Origin of the sequence: Iodobacter fluviatilis (assembly GCF_900451195.1) — a bacterium.
GTDB lineage: Bacteria > Pseudomonadota > Gammaproteobacteria > Burkholderiales > Chitinibacteraceae > Iodobacter > Iodobacter fluviatilis.
The window spans coordinates 1,895,432-1,920,105 of record NZ_UGHR01000001.1 but is presented as its reverse complement, the minus strand read 5'-3'; the positions used below and the strand labels follow the sequence as shown (position 1 = coordinate 1,920,105).

Here is a 24,674-nt window from a genome sequence, read left to right as displayed (position 1 = left end):
TAATAAATAATCAGGGGTAAATCAGAGAAAACTGGGCTGTTGAATTAAACAGCCCTTCTTTAATACTCTTATTTTTAATTGCCTCAGGATCAGCCTGTATAAAAGCCGTAAAATTAAAAACATTTGTCCCAGATAGTAAAGTCAACGCTCCTGTTGATTTTCCCAGCGGCAAGTCTTTATCTAAAAACCGCAAACCTACCGCAATTCCTTCTGCGCTGTTAAGCTGCATATCAGGCATCAGCAAGCCGGGCTGTGCAATACTTTCAGGACCTGAAAAAATAATTTCAAGTGTTTTCCTGATACTGATATCGCACTGCTCCAGCCGTATTTGAAAGCGGTGTGTTATTGATCGCTTATTTCTGTACAAATAATTTTTATCTGCTACACCTAAGTCAACCATTTGAGCCTCACTACCCGCAAACAATTGGCACGGCACTTCCACTAATTTACCTTTGAAATTAAAATCAATAGCCATTGCAGAATGAATACTCAGCAAATAAAACAAAACAAAAAGTGTTTTTTTAAACATCATTACCGCCTTTTTATTCTAGTCTAGTAATAAATGTGGCTGATGCTGAAAAATCACCAGCGGTCAGCGGCCCCCCTCCATTTATTTTCACTGGAACGGCAAATATTTGTAGTGGTAATTTATAATCAATCACCATCATGCTGTTTAATGCAATCACCTTATTATCTTTACTGAGCTGAATCCCTAAATCAGGAATATTCGTCAATAGCGCATTGGACCCATCCACCGCCCCTTTCCCCATAAATGCAACTTTAATGGTGCCATTTACGGGCTCAGTACACTTAACCGTAATAGGGATCGCGGTTTTATACTTGATGCCATTGACGTTATTTACCCCTACATAACCAAAATCAATTTCAATATTTTTTCCACCATTAAAAACACAAGGGGCCGGAACATAAACCTGCCCCATAATCGGAATGGATGTTCCACCTGCAGCCCATACGGCAGGCACTATCAATTCAGCAAAAACCACCAAACATGGCATGCATAAAACGAGAAGCAGTATCCGAACACAAATAGATTTGGTCTTTTTATCCATGGTATATACACCTGTTAAATGCTGACTTTGTGTCCACCCCATGTAAAATGATGGATGACCATTCTTTGTAATGGCACAATGCAACTTTATTTAATGCTGCTTTTTTTCTCTGCCACACACAGCCCACCTTTCTGACAGATAAATTTCAATTCTGGGTGCCCGCCGAAATCATCCACATAGGTAATAAAAAAGTGACTTAAATTGTTTTCTTTCAATTTAATATCCAACTCTTTTTTGGGAGGTGCCATAAATCCTTCAAAACCACTGACAGAATCTTCTTTCATATTTTTTGATAAGCCTGTCACTGTAATATGAAGGGCAGTTGGATTATTCACCTTATAGCCACTATCCGTTTTTGAAAATGTAAGTTGCTCCTGCCATACATCCCCTTCAGCAGGGATAACCCCCAGTGGCCTGTAAAACATTTTTATCTGGGTTTGCAGTGCAATTTGCATCACATTAGGCTTATCACTTTTAGGCGGAATTTCTCTTAAGTTAAAATAAAAAACACTTTCTCTGTCTTGCGGCAATAAGCTGACTGCTGCCGTTTTTTCAAACCGTACCAAGCTACTTGAATTAGGCTCCAAACGCTGCAAAGGCGGCAAAACTGCAAAAGGAATATCCGCTTTTTCATGCGCGGCATTCTCAAGCCACGATTGCGCAAGAAAGGGTAGTTCTTTATTCTGATTTTGTATATTTACACTCACAGATTTAGATTGCTCATTATAAATAAGCCTTGTTCTGTCTAAACCTACGGCGGCATTCACACCACAAGATATGCAAATTAAACTAAAAAACAATCCGAATTTAAGTATGTTCATAGATCAACTCCGTAATTTCTATTCAGATAAACATAAAAGAGCAAGCGTTTTTTCAGCATTAATGGTTAAAGGAATATTAATCCGGCATTTTTTACTGCTCCATACCACATCAAAGTAGCCCCCTGGCTGAACCCCGGTCAGGTATGCAGCCCCCTGCTCACCTACTAAGCCAACCTCCCGGCCTGTCGCATCTGCAATTGCAGCGCCAAATGGAGGATGGCTGCCATTAGCAAACGACAATACCGCCATCAGCTTACTACCCTGCACCAGCAGAAACTTACGATAGCCCACGGCCCCTTCCGTTAGCGTAGCATCCACCACCGGAGCAATCGCCTCGGCATCGTCCCCTAACTGATTAACGTCAACGGTTGTAGAAGTACGGTAATAGCTATTGATATCCCCTACTACCGCCTTGCCCCAAACATTACTATGCGTCTGTCCACCATTGATCGGCACCCCGCCAAGGCTACTGGTATCCAGCATAAGACGAGTTCCGCCGCTTACATTTTGCTTATGCAAGGCAAGCCCCTGCTCCGTAATCGTTAAGCCTCCACGTACAGATGCAGATACCGCGCTATATTCACCCCTTTCATAACTGGCATTCAGATTAAGCACCCCTGCATCGCCACTATGCGAATAATAGCCACGGAGTAATTCTGTATTGCCCTGATCTGTTTCCCTCGCTCCCGCCGTTAATTGCCATGTATTGCTGGCATTCTGATAATCCCCATAACTTATCGTATTATATTTTTTATCTTCATATTGCTGCCCGCTATAGCTGATACTACGCCCTCTTCCAAATGGAACAGAAAGACTTAAAAGAACACTATTGCTCCTTTCCTCTTGATCCAATTTCTTTTCAACCGCTAAATTAGCTGAAATACCCTTTATCGATTCAAGGTCAAAAATTTTACTTGCAGAAAAGCTGATTTGCTCAGTTTTTTTGCCACTCCAAAAAGTCTGATGATTATATGAAAGATATGCAGATAAATTTAAATCGGCAAAACTTTTATTAGCCGTTACCGTATACATTTCTTTATTATTTTTTCCAACCATTCCTATTTTACCGGCTGAAATAAAATCATCCATAGACATAAATTCACGGTCAGAAAAACGATAACCCGCAAAAGTAATTTCACTATTCTGATCATCAAATCTTTTTGCATAGTTCACACGTACTGAATACCCCTGAGCATCACTATGATCAGGCAAATAAGCCATTGATCTGCTTACATCCAATGAAACAGCACCAAATTGATATAAATCCCGCCCAATACCCACAGCCTGTGCATTGTATTTTTCAGCTAAAACAGCGCCACCAAAAACCGACCAGCTATTATCAATACCATATGAGAATTCACCCGAAGTGAAGGCTGGGCCATCCAGATCATGTTGATTTGTTGATAACTTACCACCGGAAACTTTATAGCGGACCCGGCCAGGGCGGGTCAGGTAGGGCACAGCGGCAGTGCTGACTTGAAAAGCCTGAACACTGCCATCCTGCTCTTCTACCCTAACATCCAGCTTTCCCCTCACCCCGCTGTTTAAGTCCTGAATATTAAATGGCCCAGCGGCAACCGTTGTTTCATATAAAACATAACTATTCTGTGAAACAGTCACTCTGGCGTTTGTTTTTGCAATCCCTCTTATTTCAGGTGCATAGCCTTGCAAAGATGCAGGCAACATGCGGTCATCACTTTCAATTGCTGCACCGGTATAGCGGAATGGATCAAACAGAAAGGAATTTAAATAATTCTCCCCAACCGTAAAATTAGCTCCATAGCTTGGCAAAGCACGGTAAGCGTAATATCTTGACCAATCAAAATTTCCAGTTCTGCCTCCACTGCTCTTTTGCCCCTGAAAATCGGCCCTCAGCCGCCATGGCCCGGCATTCATCCCCGCCGTACCATAAATATCTGCCTGAATAATTTGATCTTTATTCACCGGCTTAGTGCTTGAAACATTTAAATTATAATCAAGCAGCAGAGCAGGAACGCCATTATCCCAAAAGGAAGGAGGCACCCAATTAGGGTCTGAGTATTCCATCCATGCCTGAGGAATACTCAGTTGAATAAAGCCCTCGTTAATGACATGGCTTACAATGGCCCCATTCAATTGGGTCACATTAGCGCATTCCCCACCATGCCAAGAACTCATTTCCGATTGTATTTTTTCTTTTAAGCCCATACGCCGGACAATCTCAGGCGTAAAGCACGCTTCAGCACTATCCTCTTCATTGTTTCTGCGAAAGAAATAGACCGCCTGCTCCGGAATAATGTTTTTATTTACTTTAATAGAAAGAATATACTTCCCAGGCAGAATATAGTCCTTTTTTGAGAACACAGACAAATCCACATTTCCCCGCTCCTCAATACCTAACACATCAGTATTAAACTCCACTGCATTACAAAAGACAGGAAAATAGAAACAAATAGTTAATATATTTTTTTTCAATTTTACTCTCTTTATAATTTAAATTTACTTGGCAAAAAAACCATTACACTAAGAATAAGAAAATAAAACCCATACCCGGCGTTTAAAATCTTTTGATTTTGCGTCAAAAAAAACAATCATTAAATCACCGCTTTTAGCCAAAAAGATGAAGATGAATCAATATTTTCATTTGCCGCATCATCACGATCACCCTCAAACCACCGGCTATTTTCTATTTCAACACCCGCTTCGTTTAAAACTTCAACTTTAAAATCATTTAATCCAGTTTTTGTTTTTATTTTTTTAATTAGTTCGCACTGCGAAAATGAAAGCTTTAGATAAATGACATTATCATCAGCGCTCACCAACTTATTAAAATTCGGCTGGTAATTTAAATCCTGATAGGTGCTTTCAGAAAGCAAAATACATGGGCTTTCATAAACACCATCCTTACTATAAAACCCAGTATTTCCTGCATGCGCCGGTACAAAATAGCAATACGTTAAAAAAATCAATTCACCCAAAAAAATACATGGCCAAAATTTCATAAAATTTTCACCTTTGCTAAGCCAAGAAATTTAGCCAGAAAATTTAAAGGAGAAAGAATTACTTTCTCCTTTAAAAGCAAGGTTTTATTTATAATTCAGGCTAAATTGAACCATTGAACTAAAATCACCAGGAATAACATCAGCTGCAGTTGCGCCTGTTCCTTTCAGGAAAGCATTAAATTGCAACTGATTTCCACCAGAGGTCAGAGCATAAAGAGAGCTGGCCACGCCCAATACCACCGCTTTACCTGTGGCATCAACCATCCCGATCCCTGCGCCTTTTGCCGTACCATTTTGTAAAGCAATTAAGGCAGGTACATTGGTATCAGCTAAACCAGTAAAGGTCACTTCAACTGAATTTTTGGTTGAAATATCGCACCCCTCAAGACCAATACTAAAGTTTTGCTTAGCCGACTCCCCGCCAGCAATTAATTTAGAGCTTGAAACAGAACCAAACTGAACTGTCTGATCCGCTGAACCAGGCAATACTGAACATGGCGCATCAACAATCGCACCTTGAAAAGTCACAGTACCACCACCTTGACTGCCTGCATGTGCACCAGCCATTAATACAGAAAGTGAAATCGCTGCAGCAAATTTATTAAGCATCATAACCAAATCCCCTAAATTCGTTTTTAAGTTAAATTCATGTCATCCCTTATGACACTTCGTATTCTTCTCTTTTAGCCTGCTATAAAAAATAAGACAATTCTCAAGACGACTAAGGCATTATATTGATGGCTGTAAAACCACCCCTTCCTCTGCACGAAAACAGATATCGAAAAAAAAGGCCAGCATAGCTGGCCTTTTTTCATAACTTGTTACAAACATGCTTCGCATGATTATTCGACATTTTTATCGAGAAACTTCCATCATCCAGAGCATAAAAATTATTTATCAAATTTTTTCAATTCTTTAAATTCAATCAAACTTATTTCACGCCATTTGTCGCAATAGCTTGTGTCAGCTATTTTTATTTCATCCTCTTCAGAAACACTCTGCTCAGGCCTTTTAACATAATCATCATCCTGATTTTCCCTTACCCCTGCAGCAAAATATAGCCTATCACACGCCAAAGCATCATAGTTGTTTTGCGGTAAACCTTCATTTTCTATGGAACAAAATAAAATTTTTTCATTATTCTTTTTTATAAATTTTCTATAATTAAGTTCAACTTTTACCATGTAAATTAATAATATAAAACATGAAAATATAATCATTGAACTTGCCACTATAAAAAAAGTCATATTATTTACCCTTTAACTCATCATGATGTATTAATTCATTTAATTTTTTATAATGTTTGAAAAAACAAATGTCGTTGCTAATACGTCTATACTACAAAATGACAAGCGGGAAAAACATAAGAATCTACCTAACTAAACTAAGTAAAAACAGCAGTAGCCCCATCAAAAAAGATAGCTTACGCAGCAACAAAAAAACCTTTCAAGACGATCTTGACAGGCCAAATTAGGCTTAAAAAACACAAGTAAGACAAAAAATGCCATTCATCTACTTTTACAGCACAGCTTACTTAGTTTTTATAGCCCCCCCTTGTAGAGTATATATATGGGGCTTGAACACTGATTTAATGCCAATTTTAAAAAATTAGCGCAACCTGAAATTTTAGTGTTGAGAATATTCTCATATAAATCTTAAAGAAAGAACTGTAGATTTCGAGCGCGATCAGAGCATCAAACATTTTGTTTTTGCCCCGTTAAGCATATTTAAAGACCCAAACTTACCAGGCAGGACATCTGAAAAATGAATAAGAAAGTTAATTTAATGATTCTTGACGACCACGATGTAGTCAGAGCTGGTTTAGAGACCAGTGTTTTGCACAACGATGAGCTTCATCTTTTAGGAAGTTTTCGATTAAGCGAACAACTTTTAGTGGCACTTAAGAATAAAGAACCAGATATTATTTTGCTTGACTTCAGCCTTGGATCGGATGAAATGGATGGCTTTAATTTAATTCAGTACATTCACTCTCATCATCCAAAATGCAAAATACTCGTTGTCTCTGCTATTGAACTTTCTGGCACAATTTCTTTAATACTACGGGCGGGTGCTAAAGGATTTTTTAGTAAAACTCAGCCACTCGATCAGCTAAATCAGGCAATACGCACAGTCTATTTAGGCCGCACTTATCTGAGTACAAAAATTAAAAATGAAACCGGGATCCGCTTTGACCCGAAGAAAAAAGAGCAAGACATTGAAGTCGTTAACCCGTATAAAAATCTATCCATTCGCGAAGCAGAGGTGATTCGGTGCTGCCTGAGTGGCATGACCATGACAGACATCGCTGGAAAATTTTCTAAAAGTATAAAAACGGTCAGTGCACAGAAACTTTCTGCATTTAAAAAAATAGGCGTAAACTCAGACAGAGAGTTGTTTATACTAAATGCAAATTTCATAAAATCTGAATAAACACGATTCGATACGATAAATCATTCTGCTATAAATATTTCCACTCCCCTTTCGTAAAAAGATATGATATTTGCAGTATTTTTTTGTGAAAATTAAGTTCCAAAAAACTTCTTGCTCCATACAAAACAAAATGAGTATTTGATATTTTCCCCGCCACTGCAAGCGGGGACTGCTCACCCCAGCCTTTTTTTACAAGAGACATACCTAATTCATAAGGCAACAGAATTCGTAAGTTATAACCATCTTTATTATCAATACATACAAACTCTTTTTTTGCAGTAAAAATATAAAAAGCCATTGATTCGGTCACACCACCTATATTATTTACACTTAATGAAACACTATCAAAACTCATCAAATAGCAAAAAACATCCTCAATAAAGTCTTTATTATCGATCATACCAAACCGGCCATCCTGCCATATTTGCACTCTGTACTCGCTGTCCGTCAGGCGCCTCCTTGCATTTTTAACCCATAGCTCCAAATGTTCCTGGTTACTGTTTTTCAAATAAATCATACTTTTTCATCCCTCACTTTTTTTAAATCGACTATAAATCAATCCGTTAAGCTATAAAAAAATCACTCATACGTATAAGATATCGCATTCAAAAAAATATAATATAAGAATATTCTCGATTTCAAAAAAAACCCGCTGTAGCCACCCACAAGCACTATGGCGGGTAAAAAAAATCCATTTTTTAATTGTTTCAACTCCATAAAAAACCTTTGCAAATTCATCACCAAAGTAATCCGCACACTTCACGGCAAGGTTTCTTGCCTACATGTAATCAGCGGGGCGTAATGATAAATTAAACGTCAGCCAGATCAGTGTAAATTGCTTGCCCGCTTTTCAATTCAGCACTTAAAAATTACTAACTAAAGCAAGTAAACTATCATTACACCGCCCGATTAATCCCATCTGCTTTAGCCTATTTCTGATGACGCAACATGGCACACCATAAACTTACCCTGCCCCAGAAAATCTGCCCTGTTTGCCAGCGCCCCTTTGTGTGGCGCAAAAAATGGCAAAAAAATTGGGAAGCCGTCAAATACTGCTGCGTGCGCTGCGCCAATCAAAAAGAGCCACGATGAGCACCTTAAGGCTAATTCTGGGCGATCAGCTTAATATCAGGCACAGCTGGTTTAGCGAAAGCGAGCGGGCCAGAAGTGATCTGACTTATGTGCTGATGGAGCTGCGCAGCGAAACTGATTACGCTTGGCATCACGCCCAAAAAGTACTGGGCATTTTTGCTGCCATGCGCGGCTTTGCCCAAGCCCTGCAAAAAGCGGGCTGCCGCGTGCGCTATATCAAGATTGGCGATCAGGATAATCAGCAAAATTTTATTGATAATCTGCATGCCCTGATTAAAGCCGGGCAAATCAGCCAGTTAGAGCGCCAGCAAGCCGATGAATACCGCCTAGAAAGTGCGTTTCAAAGCGCCGACTTTGGCATTCCCGTTACCGTGGTAGATAGCGAGCATTTTCTGCAAGACCGAGCCAGCATCAGCCAACAGTTTGCGCAAAAAATCCCGCGTATGGAGTACTTCTACCGCGCGCTGCGTAAGCAATATCAAATTTTACTGGATGACAATGGCCAGCCCCTGGGCGGGCAATGGAATTATGATCAGGACAACCGTAAACGCTGGGGCGGCCAGCCCCCAGCCAGCCCTTGGCTAAACCACCACAACGATCTCACCGCCCTGTGGGACGAAATCACCCAAGCCCAGATCAAAACCCTAGGCGCACCGCAGGCAGCTGATTTTGCCTGGCCGATTAGCCGCAGCCAGGCCAAGCAAACGCTGGCGGTATTTATTGAAACCGCCCTGCCCAATTTTGGCGCGTATCAGGATGCCATGAGCAGCGCATCGCCCACTTTATTTCATGCAGGAATTTCATTTGCGCTGAATATAAAACTGCTGCACCCCATGGAAGTCATTCAGGCCGCAGAAAAAGAGCTAAAAGCCGGGCGCGTTTCCTTATCCACCACAGAAGGCTTTATCCGCCAAATACTAGGCTGGCGGGAATTTGTCCGCGCCGTGTATTGGGCACGGATGCCGGGCTATGCCACGCTTAACGCCCTAAACCACCAACGCCCCCTGCCGCGCTGGTTTTGGAGTGGGCAAACCAAAATGAGCTGCTTAAAGCACGCGATTGATCAATCGCTGGCCTTGGGCTACGCCCACCATATTCAGCGCCTAATGCTTACCGGCAACTTTGCCCTGCTGGCAGGCATTGCCCCGGATGAAGTCGATGCATGGTATTTGGGCATCTATGTGGATGCCTTTGAATGGGTAGAGCTACCCAACACCCGCGGCATGAGCCAATACGCCGATGGCGGCCTGCTGGGCAGCAAGCCCTATACCAGCTCCGCCAGCTATATTCATAAAATGAGCGACTATTGCAAAGGCTGCAGCTATCAGCACGCGCAAAGACACGGCGAAGGCGCCTGCCCGTTTAACAGCCTGTACTGGCATTTTCACCACCGCCACAGCGCCACCCTGCAAAAAAACCCCCGCCTTGGCATGACCTACCAAACATGGAAAAAAATGCCAGAAAGCGAACAAAGCGCCACATTATTGCAAGCAGAGCACTACTTAACGAATATTGATCACCTGTAGCTTTTTAATTAAGGGCTACCATTTTGGGTAAAGAAAGCACAGTGACTCATTTAAAACTAAATAGATAAGCAGATAGTGGTATGGGATTGCTGCAAATAAACTATGGCTATTCGGGGTAAAAATGAGCACCTTCAAGCACCATAAATACTTTAATCTTTTGCATAGCAGCCCAATCAAACCAGCGAGATAACAATGCAGAAATTTGCCGAAATCAAAGCCCGCGCCATTGCACGCAAAGGAGGCGAGCAGGCCTTGCAGGATTTGCTGCCCCCCGTAGCCAGCGAAGCACAGTTTTTAGCCCTGCCCGATCACCGCATCCTAGCCATGATGTGCAAAGCCATTAATCAGGCAGGCTTTAACTGGACCGTAATCAGCAATAAATGGCCGCAGTTTGAAGAAGCTTTTCTCGGCTTTGATCCAGACCGGCTGGCCATGCTCTCAGCCGAGCAATGGGAAGCCTATTGCAGCGACGTGCGCGTGGTGCGGCACTGGCCAAAAATTCAGGCGCTGATGGAAAACGTGAGCTTTGTGCGGGAATACAGCCAGCAACACGGCAGCTTTGCGCGTTTTCTAAACAGCTACCCCGCAGCGCGGCAAGTGGAGTTAATGGCCTTTCTAAAAACCCACGGCAGCCGCCTGGGAGGGCAAACCGGGCAATGGCTTTTGCGCTACATCGGCAAAGACGCCTTTGTGCTAACCCAGGACGTGGTACTGGCCCTACAACAAGCCGGCCTCGACATCCCCGACCAGCCCACAGCCAAACGTGATTTAAATAAAATCCAGCAGCTATTTAATGACTGGGCGCTAGAGACTGGCCTGCCCTATACGCATCTAGGCAAAATCGCCGCCTATTCGGTGGGGGTGAATTATGAAAGCCAGTTGATTCAGCAGGAGAGTAGTAAGTTTAAGGCGGTAATTGAATAAGGTTCACTCATTACATTTAAAAATCATATCAGCAGGATTGGCTGATTTAGTGTTTGAATCAAACTAATCATCAGCACTAAAAAAAATGATAAAAGCCCTGTAAATACAGGGCTTTTATCATCGTTCATATAACGACGCCAGAGGTTGGATTACTCCTACTCTATTATTTAACAACACCATAAACACATACATAATAAAAAAATTCAGACCGCCATAACATTGATAATGTCATTTTCACCACAGGGTTTTATACAGGGGAAGCCATAGGAAACCTTGCCTCTAGGCCACTCTAACCAAAGCAGATCGATAGCGAACCTGATTCAATAGTATAAAAATAGAACGGGAAATTCAGGTTAATCTCATGTAATATAAAAGAATACGTCAGGATTCACCCAGTAAGACATTAAATGGGCCCCTGCGTTTTACTTTTCTAAATCGGTTATTTTTTCTGCTGCTTTAGAGTACCAACACCTTACTAAGACTTTATTTAATGAAATTTCTATCAGCTTTTATTGTTACTCTATTCTTTAGCTCCCCAACATTTTCCCAAGATATGAATAATGATGAGAAAGAATGCCGAGCACAAGGATTCATAGTTTTATACAGTTGGTACAAACTTGATGCTTGCCTTACATACCAAACAATTAATGTAGAGACGATTAAGGAAGCCAAAAATAAAATTTTTAAAGCTTACCCCAAGTTACAAGCAACTGTAGATTCAAACAGTGAATTCTCTCAGAACGCAAAAGAAGCAGCGACAACTTGGAGTCCTTATACCGTTGAGGACAACCAGAATCCTGAGTTATTGAAAATCATTTGTAGAACAAATTTGGATTTTTTGAATATAGTAACCACTCGAGAAGATTGGAAATTAGCTCTTTCATGTATGCGCTAAAACCTAACTTCGAAAAACTTTAGGATCAAGTCTTACATTTAACATGAGCAATCAACTTAACCTGCTTTGCGAGCCAATGTAAGTTTCATCCAATGCACATTGTAAGACCTGACCACGAGACTTTGTATTAGCGCAATGTTTGTAAAGCTTTGTTTGCGCCTGCAATAGCACGAATTTCGCTGGCGGGGAGTGGGCGATTCCAGATGGCGATATCGTCAAAGCTAAGGATGAATTTCTCCTTTGGATAGCGCTTGTAATAATCGCCGCGTGCGTCTTCGTTTAAGGCCCAGCGCTGGTAGCTAGGGATGATATTGCCGCTGACATTACTATAAGAAAGCACGGCTTCGCTAACAATGCCACTGGCATTGCTGGCATAGCAACGCATGGTTTTACTGGCAAGATCAAGGGCGATGGCAACGTAGACCCATGCGCCTGTCACCATGGCAAGGTAAGCATCTGCGCGGTTTGTACCATCGCCGATATTAAATTTAAAGCGCCCATCCCCCGAGTGGCCGATTGAAATCCCCGCATTTTTGCCTGAAGCCCAGTCTTTGTTGGTGACGATACTGCTCATATTGCTGCCCATATTGCCCGGCATTTTGAGCCAGAAGCCAAGAGTAAAGGCGCTGCTGCTGATTTCAAACGGCATAAACGCCGCAGAACCTTTGCTGGCATCCAGTTGCAAGCAGGATGAAAACTTACCGGCTGGGTAGCTAATGCCGCCTACGCTACTAAGCGCACTGCCTGTTAGCTCATCGGCTAGATTGCTTTCGCTGCGGTAGTAATGCGTCAGATTATTGAGTAAGGCGGCGGTAAATTCAGCAATCGGTGGCGGTGTGGGGGTGGGTGCCGGGGCAGGAGGAAGACCGGGAATATTGATGCGGCCAGGGAAGGTTTGGCTTAATCCTCCTTCGATATGGCCGCAGTATTCATATACAAAACCAGTATCACCATCGATCAGCAGCATGATGTCATACCAGTTATTCAGGGTGGAGACGATGAAGGTATTGCTGCTATTGGCTGCAATGGTTTGTGCTGTGCGCTGGCCCGCTAAATAATCATCGATAAAGAGAGTAAGCGGCGCAGTGGCGCGGTTTTGTACCGCGATGCTGATAAAGCCGCCACCAGGATTAGGGCTGACGGTGATTTGCGGGCAAGCCCCGTTTTGCCATGCATTGCTCAAGATGCTGCCTGCAAAGCGACGATAAAAACTATTGGGGCCGTGAATAGCAAGATCAAACTTACCATTGGCGGCTGCCGTGGCATCAATCACTTGGTTTTGCACACCATTGGCGGGCACGGTGATAAAAATCGGATTAAAAACTAAAGCACCATAGCCGTGCAGATCAAAGGCTGCAGCCAGACTGCCAGCATTACTAAATTGCAGGGTGATTTTTTTGCTGGCAGGATCAACACTGGCATCCAGACGGGGCTGAACAGCTAATGGGCGCAGCGGGCGAGAGCCGCCCGCTTCGGTGGCGGGCTTGCTTAATTCACCATTAGGCACAGCAGCGGGCAGGTTTTTACAGGCGTATGCGGCATCGCTGGCGAGGATGGCTGTATCGGGAATAGTGGATGGGTAACCATAACCGCTGGCAGAAAAATCGAAGCCATCTGTTAAATCGGCACAGACACTACGCCGCCATGCACTGATATTTGGCTCTTGCACGCCGGTGAACTTCTCCAGAAAGCGAATCACCGAAGTCAGATCACAGGTCTGGCTATAGACAAAGCCACCGACGCTCCACGGTGAAATCAGCCAAGTAGGCATGCGATGCCCCAGCCCCAGCGGATAGCCATCTTTCCATTCATTTGCGGTGCCAATAGGCGCGGTGGGCGGCACAACATGATCAAAAATGCCGCCGTTTTCATCATAGGTATAGATAAATACTGTTTTGGCCCAAACCGCAGGATTGCTGGCGAGGGCATCCAGAAAGCTTTTAGCGTAATCTGCCCCGGCATTGGGTGAATTGGCGGGGTGCTCGGATAGGGCGGCGGGTGCAATAATCCAGCTGACGGCGGGTAGCGCGTCATTAGCTACATCTTTGGCAAAGGCGTCGCGAGTGCGGCGAGCCATCCCCTGCTGGTAAAGTGAGGAAGTGGGCAGGGCTTGTTTAAATTTGCTAAACCAAGCCAGCGCATTGTCATCGTAATTATCCTGCTCTTGATACATTTTCCAGCTAATACCAGCGGCTTGCAGGCGCTCGGCGTAGGTGGTCCAAGTAAAAGGTGTGGCTTCATTATTATCCATCACCGCGCCATTGGGCCATAAGCCTTGGCCATTGCTGCCTGACATTAAAAATAAGCGGTTGGGATTGGTGCTGGTATTGGTCGAGCAAAAGAAATGATCACAGGTAGTAAAGGCATCTGATAGCGCGTAATGAAAGGCGATATCCTCACGCTGATAATAGCCCATGGCGTAATTGCCTTTATTGGGAATCCACTTATCCATCTTTCCCAGATTAAAAGCGTTACGGCCACTGCTCCAATCGTGGTTTACATCGACCATACATTGGGCATTGGTGGTTTTGCTATTAAGGCGAAAAGGCCAGATGGTTTGATTGCTGGCATTCTTTTGGGCAAAAACGCTGCTGCCATCGGGCAGGCGCAGCGGATGCGGGTCATTAAAACCACGCACACCATTCAGGCTGCCGAGGTAATGATCAAAAGCACGGTTTTCCTGACTTAAAATCACCACATGCGCGACGGAAGATAAACTGCCGCTCTGTATGCCAGCAGCAAGAGCGCGTTGCACGCTCATTGGCAAGGCTGCCATTGCGCTGCCTGCACCAGCATATTTCAAAAACTGACGACGATCGATACCCATTGTTTTTCTCCTCAAAGGGCATTGATCCTCGCTTAGTTGTGTGTAAGTAAAATAACATCTAGATCAATTTTGCATGACAAAGGCATTTCCCAATAAATCAACCATGGTCTGTCCCGGTTTTTGCCAATTCATCCAGTCATACCCTGACATCGTTTTATTGCGGCAAGCGCTGTCTGTTTCTCATTTTTACGAATTAATAACAGATATCGGGGCATTGCCAGCCAGACGTTGTAAATAAAGGACTGAAATCAAATGCACTCAATAAACTCCTCAGTCTTAATTGCACAAACTTTTATCAACTGTATGTATAATTTTATTTCTTACAGCTCTAAAACGTTCAATGCAGGGAGTTTCATGCAAAAGCTCATGGTACGAATCAATATTCTGGTAATTGCAATCTTCATACTATCTTGGTTAGCAATTTGCACACTTCGCAATTCAACAAGTTTAATTATCATCTCTACAATCTTTTTAGCCATTGTGCTGTCACCACTGGTTTATGCAATTTCAGTATTTAAGTCCCGGCCTGATAAGTTAAAAATTGCATTTCGTACAAATGCAATTGCCGTCTTTTGCTATACGGCGGGGCTTGCTTTAGTACTAACGCTTCACTGGCGTGGCCAAGAACCAGAACAAAATTACATACCAATGCTATTACTATTACTTACCCCATCATTACTCAATGTATTTTCGCTTGTCCAGTTGCAACAGAAACAGGGCCAAAGCACCATAGAAGAAACAATCAACTAAATTAACTGCAACAGAACCTATATGGTCAGGCCTTACATTTAACACGAGCAATCAACTTAACCCTCTTTGCAAACCACTGTAAATTTCATTTGATGCAGAATGTAAGACCTACCCCCGAAACTTCGAAACAACTTAAGTACGATTAATCGAAATCCCACCATCCACCAGCAGCGCCGATCCGGTCGTAAAGCTAGATGCATCGGAAGCAAGATACAGCGCCGATTGGGCAATTTCTGCCGGTAAAGCCAGCCGCTTCATAGCATAAAGCCCCTGCACAAAGGCCAAGGCTTCTGGCGTGCTGGCAAAGGCACGCCCCATCGGCGTATCCGTGCCACCCGGCAACAGCGCATTGACGCGTACGCCTTGGGCGCCAAACTCGGCCGCCAGCGCTTGCGTCAAGCCAACCAGCCCCGCCTTACTCGCCGCATAAGCCGCCAGTCCCGGAAAACCCAGGGTACAACCCACAAAGGAAGACGTAAAAATCAAAGATCCACCACCCCGCTTTAGCATGGCGGGAATTTGATGCTTGGCCCCTAGAAACGCACCTGTCAGATTGGTGTTCATCACCTCATGCCATGCCGAAAGCGAGATATCAGGCGTCGCCCCCATTTCCCCAATCATACCGGCATTATTAAACGCCACATCCAGCCCACCAAAATGGCCGACGGCCAACTCAACCAGCGCCTTGGCAAAAACCTCATCCCGCACATCACCCGCCAGCGCAATCGCCTGCCCACCTGCTTGAGTAATCTCATCGACCAACTCATCCAACTTTGCCTGACGCCTTGCCGCCAGCACCACACTCGCCCCTTGGCTTGCGAATAACTTTGCGCTGGCATAACCAATCCCAGAACTCGCCCCAGTAATAATCGCCACTTTATTAGATAACATGCAAACCTCCCCCATTGAGTTTCTGCCCCAATTGCCTAGGCATGAATACAGTGTGGAGATTTAAGCCCTAGATAACGACCCGAATCTTGCTCTATTAGGTGGTTCAATTAAAATAAATAGCCGCTTAACAAGCTGCACAATAGCGCTATGAGTTCTAATTATGTATTTTCCTGATTACGCCTCTTGCTCAATAATCTCTGTGTAAATGGATTACATGAGTAAAGTGCACGATTTTTGAATTTGTAGGTCGGGTGAAACCCGCGAGCAATGCCGAATAAACACGCGGGTTTCATCCGCACTACGATATTTATAATGCGTTTGCACAAGAGGCATAATCAAATGAAGACTTACATCGCGCTTTTTAGAGCCATAAATATCGGCGGGAAAAACATATTAACGATGAAGGCGCTAATTGCCATTTTAGAAAACCTTGGCGCGCTAAAGGTAAAGACCTACATCCAAAGCGGCAACGCCCTATTTCAGACATCAGAAAGAAATCTTTCAGAATTTAAATCTAAACTCATTAGCCATATCAAACTACAACACGGCTTTGAGCCGCAGATTATGATGGTAGCCCGAGAAACAATAGAAAAAGTAATCCTAGAAAGCCCATACCCCGAAGCAGAAACAGACCCCAGCAGCCTGCACCTTGGCTTTCTCGCCACCCCGCCCAGCCATCCCCAATTAGCAGAGCTTAATGCCCTAAAAAAAGAAAGCGAGCGATTTCATTTAAGCCCTTCCGTATTCTATCTACACACCCCTGAAGGAATAGGCAGATCAAAACTCGCAGCAAAAGCTGAAAAACTACTAGGGGTTGCAATGACGTACCGTAATTGGAAAACGGTTTGTAAAATTAGGGAAATGGCGGATGAGGGCTAAAATCAAATAAATCTACAATGTAGGGCGGGTTAGCCAAAGGCGTAAGCCGCCAATCTGATTCCGACCTAACAACGAATGATCAGCGCGGGTTGATAAACCTAACCCGCTCTACAGGGCTTATTTTGCAAGCAAGTACTAAGACCTGCCCTGTTTGCAGCAACATCTTTCGTTTAGAAACTATTCCCCGCTAACCACAAAACAAATCCCCCCAGAAACGCCCTGTCAGCAGCCCTATCCCCCCCCCCCAACCTTCTCCACATTACGTCTTACAAAAAGCCCCCCGCCCAAGAAATAAACACCTTAGTCCTACCCTTCAGCTTCTTTCCAATAGGCTGACAAAACTCTTTTGTTTTCACACTTATCCATCTCACATCGTCTACTTACCACAGGCTGTCTTAATTCTTGTTCAAGAAAAAAATATTAGACAGAGAAATTATCGGTACAACCACAGAGGCGCAATATGGGGAAGAAACTTAACAAGCTTAAACGAATCTGGAGCGATGCTTCAGAGCAAGAACTTATCCAAGCCCTTGCCTGCCACAATGAAGGTGCCTTTGAGGAGTTTATCGTTCGCTATCGCCATTATCAGCAACATCTGTGTAATCGCATTTGCTCAGGCAATACCGAAAACAGCAACGATTTATACAGCCTTGTCATTCTTCATATCTATACAGAAATTTCATTCAAACTATCGCAAATTCGCCATCTGGGTGGCTGGCTGCGCCAAGTTACCAAAAGCAAATTTATTGATCAGCAGGGTTGGCTAAATGCAGAAAATATGCGGCTTCAGCTGCATCATAAAGAAACAGACCACCAGAAAAACCGCCCAGCTTCACCTGAGTGCCAGGCGCTTGGCGAGGAATTACTCACACAAATTCAAAAGGTACTTCTGACTCTGCCGCCAAATTTACATGCAGTTGCCTATTACCGTTTTGTAGAAGAAATGCCTTTCAAAGAAATAGCCCAAAAATTGAACATCAAAGATGAACTAGCACGCAAACGTGCACAGCAGGCGCGTGACCTTCTGCAACCTGCACTTCAGACTTACATGAATATTAATATACAAGGCAATTACGCAAGTAACAATGAAAGCCCTGACTGCTTAGCCTCCGAACAATATGAATACGATATTTATGCACCCGCTTTTTTTGATACTTTGGCTTAAATAAATGGCGCAGGTAATACTAGCCCCCTTAATTTAAATCCTTAAAATAATACTGAATATATTTTATGATTAAGAGGAAATAATAATACTTGAATTACGCCTACATTATTCCGCACTCAGTAAAATACTGATTAAGCTTAAAAATTTAAAAGCCAAAGGGTGGACTTTATATTTCACCGCCGATGAAATTTAAACAATTACCCGTAAGAGGTTTTTGCTTTTCAACCAACCATAAAAATGCCCCATCCCATTTGCACTTGGAATTTATTCCGGATTAGCACAATATAATAATATATTAATGGTAAAAAACATCATAATTCATTAAAAATATTTTAAAAATATACATTTCATCAAAGGCAACAGCTAAAAAATTATTCACAGAATCAGAGTCTGCAACGTCTTACTAATAACCAATTAATTTAAACAACAAAAAAAATGGCAAAAGAAAAAGATGTCAGCTCATCAACAGGCTTCAAAATGGTTTTTATTTCTAAGAGTATTCATCCCGATAAAATAGTTAAAAAATTTACAGAAGAAATAAATAGTAACGCCGTTATATTTACCAGTGAATTTGCGAAAAAATCACGGGTGCGCATACAAACATTATATGCTCTACTAACTAAAACCACATCATTTTAGACTTAATTAAAAAAATATAAATACAGTTTGCATATATAAGCGCCAATAAAGCAAAAACCTATTCGTCAGGCAATACCGGCTATTCAGGAACTTTTTACACCACACTAAAAATAAGAACAAAAAACAACCTATCAATTCGTCAATTTATGCCCGCAACAAGCTGCGGCATGCAATGAAAAAATATTTAAGAATAACAGACCCCCCCAAAAAAAAAGAAGGCATGAACTTAGAAATACCCCTAGATAGCGACTAAGAACAATTTAAAATAAAAATATTAAATAGTAATTAATTATTAGAAAGCAATTTTTACAACCAAGGAGAAGCACAGAAACAGACTCATGTAATTTATTTTCCAATTTTAATTTATCAAAAACCCTGAAGGACACACCATGACTGCTTATACTCTTTCATTTCAAAACAACTCCAGTAACTCCGCCACGGCTTGCGTTTACACCACCGATCCTGATATCGGCGTACCCAATGTCATGTCTTTGGCATGGCTAACCAAACCATCCCATCCGACTACCCGTTTAAATTTTGGCTGGAACATTGATTACAGCCTTGTTTGGTCAGAAAACGGTGAACTTAAACCAGGCGCCACTTTCGCAGCGTCCCAAACGTGGGGGGTCGATCCAAATAGAAGCAATGCCGTAACGCTGACTTACGATGAACATGGCTATACCTTTGCCGACAAAACTGCCGCGGCTCCGGCTGGCTCGCTCATCGTCCAACAAAGTTCAACAGTGCCTCTGCGCAAGGCTTCCGTTGGGATTGGTATCTCTGGTCAGCCCGCTCTGGCCGTCGATGCACAACCAAACATTCACCTCGCATTTACCCCTCATCCCAAATACTGGATCACCTTTGGTAGCTACGAAGTAGGTGAGGTATTGGATTTAGAAGAAATCTCTGATTCATTTGAAATTGATTATCCGGCCAATGTTTATTCGGCAGTGGCAACGCTCGATATTAACAATAGCTGGAGCGTGAATTATAAATAATACAAATATGGCGGCATTGTTTCTGAAAGTCATTTATCTTGCTGCCTCGTAGGCTGCAAAAAAAATGAATGATATCCACCCAGAATTGGTGCATACCTCTTAATCTATTTCTTATTCATTTTATTGATCATATTTAAAAATACAATCAATAATTCTCCGTGGCATTTACACATACCTTTTGCAGATTCTCACTTTGTGCACTAGCGTTTTATTTTTCTTTACATCAGCAATGTAATTTCTTTGCTTTAAATTTCTAACTTAAACATAAAAACGAGTAAAAATCATGAAAAAAATTACGTTTAACCTCCCTCTATCCACCCCTTTAAATCTAGGTAACTTAAGACTAGAGCAACACGCCGTTCCTGTCGAACTAGAGCTCGCTGCGGGCGATCACATCTTTACCAGTACTCCATTTGAAATTGGCAGTTATTATCATTTCAAAGTATTTGCTCAAATAACCATACCATACAGCTATGACTCAAAATTACATTACATCACCATATGTGGACCAGAAGACATAAGTGACAAGCAGGTGGTTTTACACACCTGCCTTGATCAGCATCCTAATTTAATAAACAGTCATACTCTAAACAGTAATGGGATAGCGAGTGGTATTAACAATATGTGGATGAATTTCATCAACAACACACCCATATTGAAGCAATTTAATCAGAGTATCGTTCAACAAATAATTGACACTCTTGCAAAAAAATTACTGCAAGTGGGGATACACGGTGTGATTCAAACTGGAGCCGCCCCTTTTATAACTCCAAGTAATTACCAAGATTACAAGGCTATGTTCGCTTCAAGAAAAACGGAGGTAGTACAACCTTCCTTGGAGGACTTATTTGAAATACAAGAAATCGTTAATTCAAGCTACTACGGCACCATTACATGGACCGAGAATTATTCCTTTGCAAATATTATTGGTTCCACACACGATCCTAAGCCTAGTCCATATGACGCGTGGATTCGCCTTTGGGCCGATAAATGCAATGGAGGATTTAACACAGATAAATGTTCATCCTATCAATATTCAAACGGAATAAATAACTTTAATTGCAATCCATCAGATTTTGTTGGTGGACATGTTATTGTTGGAAAGGTCGCCGCATCAGTAGCTACTGGCGGCACTGCTTACATTTTTCCAATTTGTAAAGCTCACAATGGCAAAGATAACATTTATATGTCATCTAGATACAACCCTAAAGGAGTTGTGCTTCATAACTACAATCAAAACTAATGTGAGCCCGATATATAACTATCGGGGCATCCTGTTTCCCCCGATAGTTATATAGTTTAGTAGATATGCATGGGGGATAACCCAGCAAAATCAACTTCATGGTTTCTGGCTGGCCGCCTACATTGTAGTGGCTCTTGGACGCGCATCGCGGCCAAGACTTAGCCAAGTATTTAATCGCCACCATTCAGTTAAGCACATCCCGATTTGCAAGCGCTAAGGCACTTTATGCTGGCGACTAAGGATGCGCACATAGCCTCTACTACCCGTTTGATTTTACTGAGCTTGGCAATCCTGCTCGCTTTATGGAAATTAACCTGCCTGCGATCTATCTGGCTTAAATTTGCAAGCCCGTCTATTGGGATAGACAAATGCTCGCCTGCAGGCTGCGCTGGCCGCGGTTTAGGCAGACTAGCCATTGGCTCATGCTAGCCTGGCTAAGCTTACTTCAGCGCCTTCAGCAACGCTTCAAACTGAACTTTTACTGATTTATCATGCGCTGTAATCGGCAGCACCTCGAGATTTATTTTTAGCAATTGATACACCGCCAATTGCGCCACCCGCACGGAATATTCCACGGTAAAAACCACATCCTCAGGAATTTCCACAAACTGGCTGATAAAGGCCAAGTTTTTGGATGCTGCTGGCACAGGCAGTGGCCGATCACACAGCTGGCGCGGCATAAACATGCTGGTGATATAGGGCATGCGGCAGGGAATGCAGTTAGCGGTTTGCACCGTATCTAGATCAAAGCGCAAGTGGCCGCATAATTCACGCAGGATTTCTTTGCCATTGCAATCTGCCATCGGTTTGGCAACAAAATTACCGACCCGATCAGGGGATAGCGCATAACCCCAAAACACTTGCACATCTTCAGGCTGATTGGCGAAGTGCGGTTGATGCGGCAGAACGACAGACATCAACCAATTGGAATCCTTAAACGTGACCAAGCCGCCCGTGCCCGGCTGATTGCCGCTGAACTTGATCATTTGATTGAAAAAAGCAGGATCGCTCAGTATGACGGTAAACGATTCCCAGAGCGATTGAGCGATACGGCGATTAAACGTAGATGGGTTGCCGAACTCTGGCCGGCAAGCGGTAAAACTGGGGCCAGACCACAGTTAAACACAAAGACCAAACAAAACACCCAAAACCTTACAAATCATTTTCACCAACAGATACCAAAATACTCACCCAAAAACAACAAAACCCCAGCCATAGGCTGGGGTTTTGTTTTTGCTTGCAATACTCAACAAACAAAAAAACAGGATCATTCCCACTCAATCGTAGCAGGTGGCTTTCCGCTTACATCATAAACAACGCGATTAATACCTTTCACTTCATTGATGATGCGATTCGATACTTTGCCCAGCAAATCGTAAGGTAGTTCGGCCCATTTGGCGGTCATAAAGTCTGAGGTCACCACGGCACGTAGTGCCACTACGTAGTCGTAGGTGCGGCCGTCGCCCATTACGCCGACGGATTTTACTGGCAGGAAGACGACGAAGGCTTGACTGGTGAGTTCGTACCAGTTTTTGCCGGTTTTTTCGTCTACCGCAGCGCGCAGCTCTTCGATAAAGATGGCGTCGGCAAAGCGTAGTAGATCAGCGAATTCTTGTTTCACTTCGCCAAGGATACGCACGCCTAGGCCTGGGCCTGGGAATGGGTGGCGGTAGACTAGCTCTGGGGCTAGGCCGAGCGCCACGCCCAATTCGCGCACTTCGTCTTTGAATAGTTCGCGCAGTGGCTCCAGCAAGGAGAGCTTCATGGTTTCTGGCAGGCCGCCTACATTGTGGTGGCTCTTGATGGTGTGCGCTTTGCCGGTTTTTGCGCCAGCCGATTCGATCACATCAGGGTAGATGGTGCCTTGGGCCAGCCATTTTGCGCTTGGCAATTTGGCAGATTCGGCCTGGAATACTTCGACGAATTCGCGGCCAATGATTTTGCGCTTGGCTTCAGGGTCGGTTACACCAGCCAGGTGACCCATAAATTGTGCAGATGCATCAACGTGAATCACTTTTACGCCAAGGTGCTCGGCAAAGGTATCCATCACTTGCTTGCCTTCATTCAGGCGCAACAAGCCGTTGTCTACAAACACACAAGTCAGTTGAGTGCCAATTGCACGGTGAATCAGCGCCGCGGCTACGGATGAATCCACGCCACCTGATAGGCCCAGAATCACTTCGTCTGTGCCAACTTGCTCGCGGATTTTAGCTACGGCTACGTCGATGTAGTTAGGCATGGTCCAGCTTGGCTTTGCGCCGCAGATATCGAGCACAAAGCGGTTAATCATTTCACGCCCTTTCAGGGTGTGCGTGACTTCCGGGTGGAATTGCACGGCGTAAAAACCACGCGCTTCATCAGAAATCGCGGCAATCGGGCAAGCTTCGTTGCTGGCGATCACGGAGAAACCGGCTGGCAGCGCAGTGACTTTGTCACCGTGGCTCATCCAGACTTCCAGTACGCTTTGGCCTTGGCTGTTTTTGCGATCTTCAAGGCCGCCGAATAATTTGCTGTTTTCTTGCGAGCGGATTTCAGCAAAACCAAATTCACGTACGGTGCCTGCTTCTACCTTGCCGCCCAGCGATTCGGCCATCCATTGCATGCCGTAGCAAATACCGAGTACCGGCACACCCAGCTCAAACAATTTAGGATCGGCTTGGTAATCGCTCTCGTAAACTGAATTAGGGCCGCCGGAAAGGATAATGCCGGTCGGATTAAATTCACGAATAAAATCGATCGATACATCAAAAGAATGCAGCTCAGAATACACATGCGCTTCGCGAACACGGCGGGCAATCAGCTGAGTTACTTGCGAGCCAAAGTCCAAAATCAGAATTTTATCCATGCTGTCAAAATCTTTGATGTTTAAATAATCGCCGAATTTTACCTTGCTATGCCCCTTCGGGCCAGCACCTATTCAGCAAACAGCGGCCATACGTGCAGATTTGCCCTATCTCAGCGCGTGCAACCGCTGTTCTTTCTAACAAAGCAAGCGCATAAAATGCCAAAGGGATAAACTTGTAAGCACTATGCCAAGGAGGACCGTCATGCCCATCAGCGATTACCACATCAGCACCGATCCGCAACGTTTTGATCTGGATGCTGTTCATGCATTTTTAAGCCAATCTTACTGGTCTCCCGGCATTTCACGCGATACGGTGGCCAAAGCTGCGCAAAACTCACTGGCCTTTGGGGTGTTTCTGGGCGACAACCAGGTAGGATTTGCACGGGTGATTACCGACAAGGCCAGCTTCGCCTATTTGGCCGATGTGTATATTCTGGACGCGCACCGTGGCCAAGGCTTAGCCAAGTATTTAATCGCCACTATTCTGGCCCACCCGGATTTGCAGAGCTTGCGGCGCTTTATGCTGGCCACTAAAGATGCCCACTCGCTTTACACCCAGTTTGGCTTTTCTGAGCTGGCCAATTCTTCGCGCTTTATGGAAATCCATAGCCCAGCGGTGTATCAGGCTTAGTAGTGGAGCATAAACAGGGTGTTGGCTTAGGTGATAAAGCCTGCGAACCCAGCCTGTCATTCCCCTT

Annotated in this window: 23 protein-coding genes and 1 pseudogene; 12 read left to right on the top strand and 12 right to left on the bottom strand. The window is 43.6% G+C overall.

The window, feature by feature from the left end; genetic code table 11:
- Nucleotides 1-10 precede the first annotated feature (10 nt).
- From DYD62_RS08755 to DYD62_RS08725, 7 genes are all read right to left on the bottom strand, one after another.
- On the bottom strand, nucleotides 11-532 hold the full coding sequence (locus DYD62_RS08755) for a fimbrial protein (RefSeq protein WP_115226970.1): 522 nt from the start codon (nucleotides 530-532) through the stop codon (nucleotides 11-13).
- Between the two features lie 10 nt (nucleotides 533-542).
- Entirely contained in the window at nucleotides 543-1,070 is a 528-nt protein-coding gene (locus tag DYD62_RS08750; RefSeq protein WP_165928607.1) for a fimbrial protein, read from the bottom strand.
- An 86-nt stretch (nucleotides 1,071-1,156) separates the two neighbouring features.
- Nucleotides 1,157-1,891, bottom strand: a complete 735-nt coding sequence (locus tag DYD62_RS08745) for a fimbrial biogenesis chaperone (RefSeq protein WP_115226968.1) — start codon at nucleotides 1,889-1,891, stop codon at nucleotides 1,157-1,159.
- Nucleotides 1,892-1,909: 18 nt separating this feature from the next.
- A complete protein-coding gene (locus DYD62_RS08740) occupies nucleotides 1,910-4,291 on the bottom strand; it encodes a fimbria/pilus outer membrane usher protein (RefSeq protein WP_267896126.1) in 2,382 nt (793 codons plus the stop codon).
- 173 nt (nucleotides 4,292-4,464) lie between these two features.
- Nucleotides 4,465-4,872, bottom strand: coding sequence for a hypothetical protein (locus DYD62_RS08735; RefSeq protein WP_115226967.1), 408 nt, complete (start codon nucleotides 4,870-4,872; stop codon nucleotides 4,465-4,467).
- Between the two features lie 84 nt (nucleotides 4,873-4,956).
- Nucleotides 4,957-5,484 (bottom strand): fimbrial protein, encoded by a 528-nt coding sequence (locus DYD62_RS08730; RefSeq protein ID WP_115226966.1) that lies wholly within the window; start codon nucleotides 5,482-5,484, stop codon nucleotides 4,957-4,959.
- A gap of 278 nt (nucleotides 5,485-5,762) precedes the next feature.
- Complete coding sequence (locus DYD62_RS08725) at nucleotides 5,763-6,119, bottom strand: hypothetical protein (RefSeq protein WP_115226965.1); 357 nt, start codon at nucleotides 6,117-6,119, stop codon at nucleotides 5,763-5,765.
- A 517-nt stretch (nucleotides 6,120-6,636) separates the two neighbouring features.
- On the opposite strand from DYD62_RS08725, the gene DYD62_RS08720 reads away from it, so the two are divergent.
- The gene (locus DYD62_RS08720; protein ID WP_115226964.1) at nucleotides 6,637-7,302 is read left to right on the top strand and encodes a response regulator; all 666 of its coding nucleotides are present in this window, start codon (nucleotides 6,637-6,639) and stop codon (nucleotides 7,300-7,302) included.
- Nucleotides 7,303-7,330: 28 nt separating this feature from the next.
- Here DYD62_RS08720 and DYD62_RS08715 read toward each other — a convergent pair whose 3' ends face one another.
- The gene (locus tag DYD62_RS08715) at nucleotides 7,331-7,819 is read right to left on the bottom strand and encodes a hypothetical protein (RefSeq protein WP_115226963.1); all 489 of its coding nucleotides are present in this window, start codon (nucleotides 7,817-7,819) and stop codon (nucleotides 7,331-7,333) included.
- 431 nt (nucleotides 7,820-8,250) lie between these two features.
- On the opposite strand from DYD62_RS08715, the pseudogene DYD62_RS24020 reads away from it, so the two are divergent.
- The 4 genes and pseudogenes from DYD62_RS24020 to DYD62_RS08690 all read left to right on the top strand — a co-directional run.
- Nucleotides 8,251-8,322 (top strand): annotated as a pseudogene (locus DYD62_RS24020) (DUF2256 domain-containing protein); the annotation flags it as partial.
- A gap of 2 nt (nucleotides 8,323-8,324) precedes the next feature.
- Nucleotides 8,325-9,920: a cryptochrome/photolyase family protein gene (locus DYD62_RS08700; RefSeq protein WP_233702895.1), complete on the top strand. Its 1,596-nt coding sequence runs from the start codon at nucleotides 8,325-8,327 to the stop codon at nucleotides 9,918-9,920.
- Between the two features lie 192 nt (nucleotides 9,921-10,112).
- Complete coding sequence (locus DYD62_RS08695; RefSeq protein WP_115226959.1) at nucleotides 10,113-10,844, top strand: DNA-3-methyladenine glycosylase I; 732 nt, start codon at nucleotides 10,113-10,115, stop codon at nucleotides 10,842-10,844.
- Between the two features lie 490 nt (nucleotides 10,845-11,334).
- On the top strand, nucleotides 11,335-11,739 hold the full coding sequence (locus DYD62_RS08690; RefSeq protein WP_115226958.1) for a hypothetical protein: 405 nt from the start codon (nucleotides 11,335-11,337) through the stop codon (nucleotides 11,737-11,739).
- A 127-nt stretch (nucleotides 11,740-11,866) separates the two neighbouring features.
- Here the strand turns inward: DYD62_RS08690 and DYD62_RS08685 are convergent, their stop codons facing one another.
- Entirely contained in the window at nucleotides 11,867-14,566 is a 2,700-nt protein-coding gene (locus DYD62_RS08685) for a phosphocholine-specific phospholipase C (RefSeq protein WP_115226957.1), read from the bottom strand.
- 354 nt (nucleotides 14,567-14,920) lie between these two features.
- Here DYD62_RS08685 and DYD62_RS08680 point away from each other — a divergent pair, with 354 nt between their 5' ends.
- Entirely contained in the window at nucleotides 14,921-15,316 is a 396-nt protein-coding gene (locus DYD62_RS08680) for a hypothetical protein (RefSeq protein ID WP_115226956.1), read from the top strand.
- A gap of 132 nt (nucleotides 15,317-15,448) precedes the next feature.
- On the opposite strand, the gene DYD62_RS08675 is transcribed toward DYD62_RS08680, so the two are convergent.
- Nucleotides 15,449-16,207 carry an SDR family oxidoreductase gene (locus DYD62_RS08675; RefSeq protein WP_233702894.1) on the bottom strand — a complete coding sequence of 253 codons (759 nt, stop codon included), beginning with the start codon at nucleotides 16,205-16,207 and terminating at the stop codon, nucleotides 15,449-15,451.
- A 267-nt stretch (nucleotides 16,208-16,474) separates the two neighbouring features.
- Here DYD62_RS08675 and DYD62_RS08670 point away from each other — a divergent pair, with 267 nt between their 5' ends.
- The 5 genes from DYD62_RS08670 (at nucleotide 16,475) to DYD62_RS08650 (ending at nucleotide 21,131) form a co-directional block, all read left to right on the top strand.
- Nucleotides 16,475-17,086, top strand: coding sequence for a DUF1697 domain-containing protein (locus DYD62_RS08670; RefSeq protein WP_207916331.1), 612 nt, complete (start codon nucleotides 16,475-16,477; stop codon nucleotides 17,084-17,086).
- A gap of 460 nt (nucleotides 17,087-17,546) precedes the next feature.
- Nucleotides 17,547-18,251, top strand: coding sequence for an RNA polymerase sigma factor (locus DYD62_RS08665; protein ID WP_115226953.1), 705 nt, complete (start codon nucleotides 17,547-17,549; stop codon nucleotides 18,249-18,251).
- 435 nt (nucleotides 18,252-18,686) lie between these two features.
- Nucleotides 18,687-18,890 (top strand): hypothetical protein, encoded by a 204-nt coding sequence (locus DYD62_RS08660; protein ID WP_115226952.1) that lies wholly within the window; start codon nucleotides 18,687-18,689, stop codon nucleotides 18,888-18,890.
- 389 nt (nucleotides 18,891-19,279) lie between these two features.
- Nucleotides 19,280-19,888 (top strand): RhiA family protein, encoded by a 609-nt coding sequence (locus tag DYD62_RS08655; protein WP_115226951.1) that lies wholly within the window; start codon nucleotides 19,280-19,282, stop codon nucleotides 19,886-19,888.
- 283 nt (nucleotides 19,889-20,171) lie between these two features.
- A complete protein-coding gene (locus DYD62_RS08650; RefSeq protein WP_115226950.1) occupies nucleotides 20,172-21,131 on the top strand; it encodes a hypothetical protein in 960 nt (319 codons plus the stop codon).
- Nucleotides 21,132-21,571: 440 nt separating this feature from the next.
- Here DYD62_RS08650 and DYD62_RS08640 read toward each other — a convergent pair whose 3' ends face one another.
- Nucleotides 21,572-22,180 (bottom strand): oleate hydratase, encoded by a 609-nt coding sequence (locus tag DYD62_RS08640; RefSeq protein ID WP_233702938.1) that lies wholly within the window; start codon nucleotides 22,178-22,180, stop codon nucleotides 21,572-21,574.
- A 218-nt stretch (nucleotides 22,181-22,398) separates the two neighbouring features.
- Nucleotides 22,399-23,976 (bottom strand): glutamine-hydrolyzing GMP synthase, encoded by a 1,578-nt coding sequence (gene guaA, locus DYD62_RS08635; RefSeq protein ID WP_115226947.1) that lies wholly within the window; start codon nucleotides 23,974-23,976, stop codon nucleotides 22,399-22,401.
- Between the two features lie 202 nt (nucleotides 23,977-24,178).
- Between guaA and DYD62_RS08630 the strand changes: the two genes are divergently transcribed.
- On the top strand, nucleotides 24,179-24,607 hold the full coding sequence (locus DYD62_RS08630) for a GNAT family N-acetyltransferase (RefSeq protein WP_207916328.1): 429 nt from the start codon (nucleotides 24,179-24,181) through the stop codon (nucleotides 24,605-24,607).
- Nucleotides 24,608-24,674: the final 67 nt, after the last annotated feature.

What these genes read in the sequence shown, in the direction of transcription:
- DYD62_RS08720 (WP_115226964.1), top strand. Translation starts at nt 6,637, where the DNA reads ATGAATAAGAAAGTTAATTTAATGATTCTTGACGACCACGATGTAGTC.
- DYD62_RS08680 (WP_115226956.1), top strand. Translation starts at nt 14,921, where the DNA reads ATGCAAAAGCTCATGGTACGAATCAATATTCTGGTAATTGCAATCTTC.
- DYD62_RS08750 (WP_165928607.1), bottom strand. Translation starts at nt 1,070, where the DNA reads ATGGATAAAAAGACCAAATCTATTTGTGTTCGGATACTGCTTCTCGTT.
- DYD62_RS08695 (WP_115226959.1), top strand. Translation starts at nt 10,113, where the DNA reads ATGCAGAAATTTGCCGAAATCAAAGCCCGCGCCATTGCACGCAAAGGA.
- DYD62_RS08700 (WP_233702895.1), top strand. Translation starts at nt 8,325, where the DNA reads ATGGCAAAAAAATTGGGAAGCCGTCAAATACTGCTGCGTGCGCTGCGC.
- DYD62_RS08660 (WP_115226952.1), top strand. Translation starts at nt 18,687, where the DNA reads ATGGCAAAAGAAAAAGATGTCAGCTCATCAACAGGCTTCAAAATGGTT.
- DYD62_RS08690 (WP_115226958.1), top strand. Translation starts at nt 11,335, where the DNA reads ATGAAATTTCTATCAGCTTTTATTGTTACTCTATTCTTTAGCTCCCCA.
- DYD62_RS08655 (WP_115226951.1), top strand. Translation starts at nt 19,280, where the DNA reads ATGACTGCTTATACTCTTTCATTTCAAAACAACTCCAGTAACTCCGCC.
- DYD62_RS08735 (WP_115226967.1), bottom strand. Translation starts at nt 4,872, where the DNA reads ATGAAATTTTGGCCATGTATTTTTTTGGGTGAATTGATTTTTTTAACG.
- DYD62_RS08665 (WP_115226953.1), top strand. Translation starts at nt 17,547, where the DNA reads ATGGGGAAGAAACTTAACAAGCTTAAACGAATCTGGAGCGATGCTTCA.
- guaA (WP_115226947.1), bottom strand. Translation starts at nt 23,976, where the DNA reads ATGGATAAAATTCTGATTTTGGACTTTGGCTCGCAAGTAACTCAGCTG.
- DYD62_RS08670 (WP_207916331.1), top strand. Translation starts at nt 16,475, where the DNA reads ATGCCGAATAAACACGCGGGTTTCATCCGCACTACGATATTTATAATG.
- DYD62_RS08675 (WP_233702894.1), bottom strand. Translation starts at nt 16,207, where the DNA reads ATGTTATCTAATAAAGTGGCGATTATTACTGGGGCGAGTTCTGGGATT.
- DYD62_RS08685 (WP_115226957.1), bottom strand. Translation starts at nt 14,566, where the DNA reads ATGGGTATCGATCGTCGTCAGTTTTTGAAATATGCTGGTGCAGGCAGC.
- DYD62_RS08630 (WP_207916328.1), top strand. Translation starts at nt 24,179, where the DNA reads ATGCCCATCAGCGATTACCACATCAGCACCGATCCGCAACGTTTTGAT.
- DYD62_RS08715 (WP_115226963.1), bottom strand. Translation starts at nt 7,819, where the DNA reads ATGATTTATTTGAAAAACAGTAACCAGGAACATTTGGAGCTATGGGTT.
- DYD62_RS08725 (WP_115226965.1), bottom strand. Translation starts at nt 6,119, where the DNA reads ATGACTTTTTTTATAGTGGCAAGTTCAATGATTATATTTTCATGTTTT.
- DYD62_RS08755 (WP_115226970.1), bottom strand. Translation starts at nt 532, where the DNA reads ATGATGTTTAAAAAAACACTTTTTGTTTTGTTTTATTTGCTGAGTATT.
- DYD62_RS08650 (WP_115226950.1), top strand. Translation starts at nt 20,172, where the DNA reads ATGAAAAAAATTACGTTTAACCTCCCTCTATCCACCCCTTTAAATCTA.
- DYD62_RS08745 (WP_115226968.1), bottom strand. Translation starts at nt 1,891, where the DNA reads ATGAACATACTTAAATTCGGATTGTTTTTTAGTTTAATTTGCATATCT.
- DYD62_RS08730 (WP_115226966.1), bottom strand. Translation starts at nt 5,484, where the DNA reads ATGATGCTTAATAAATTTGCTGCAGCGATTTCACTTTCTGTATTAATG.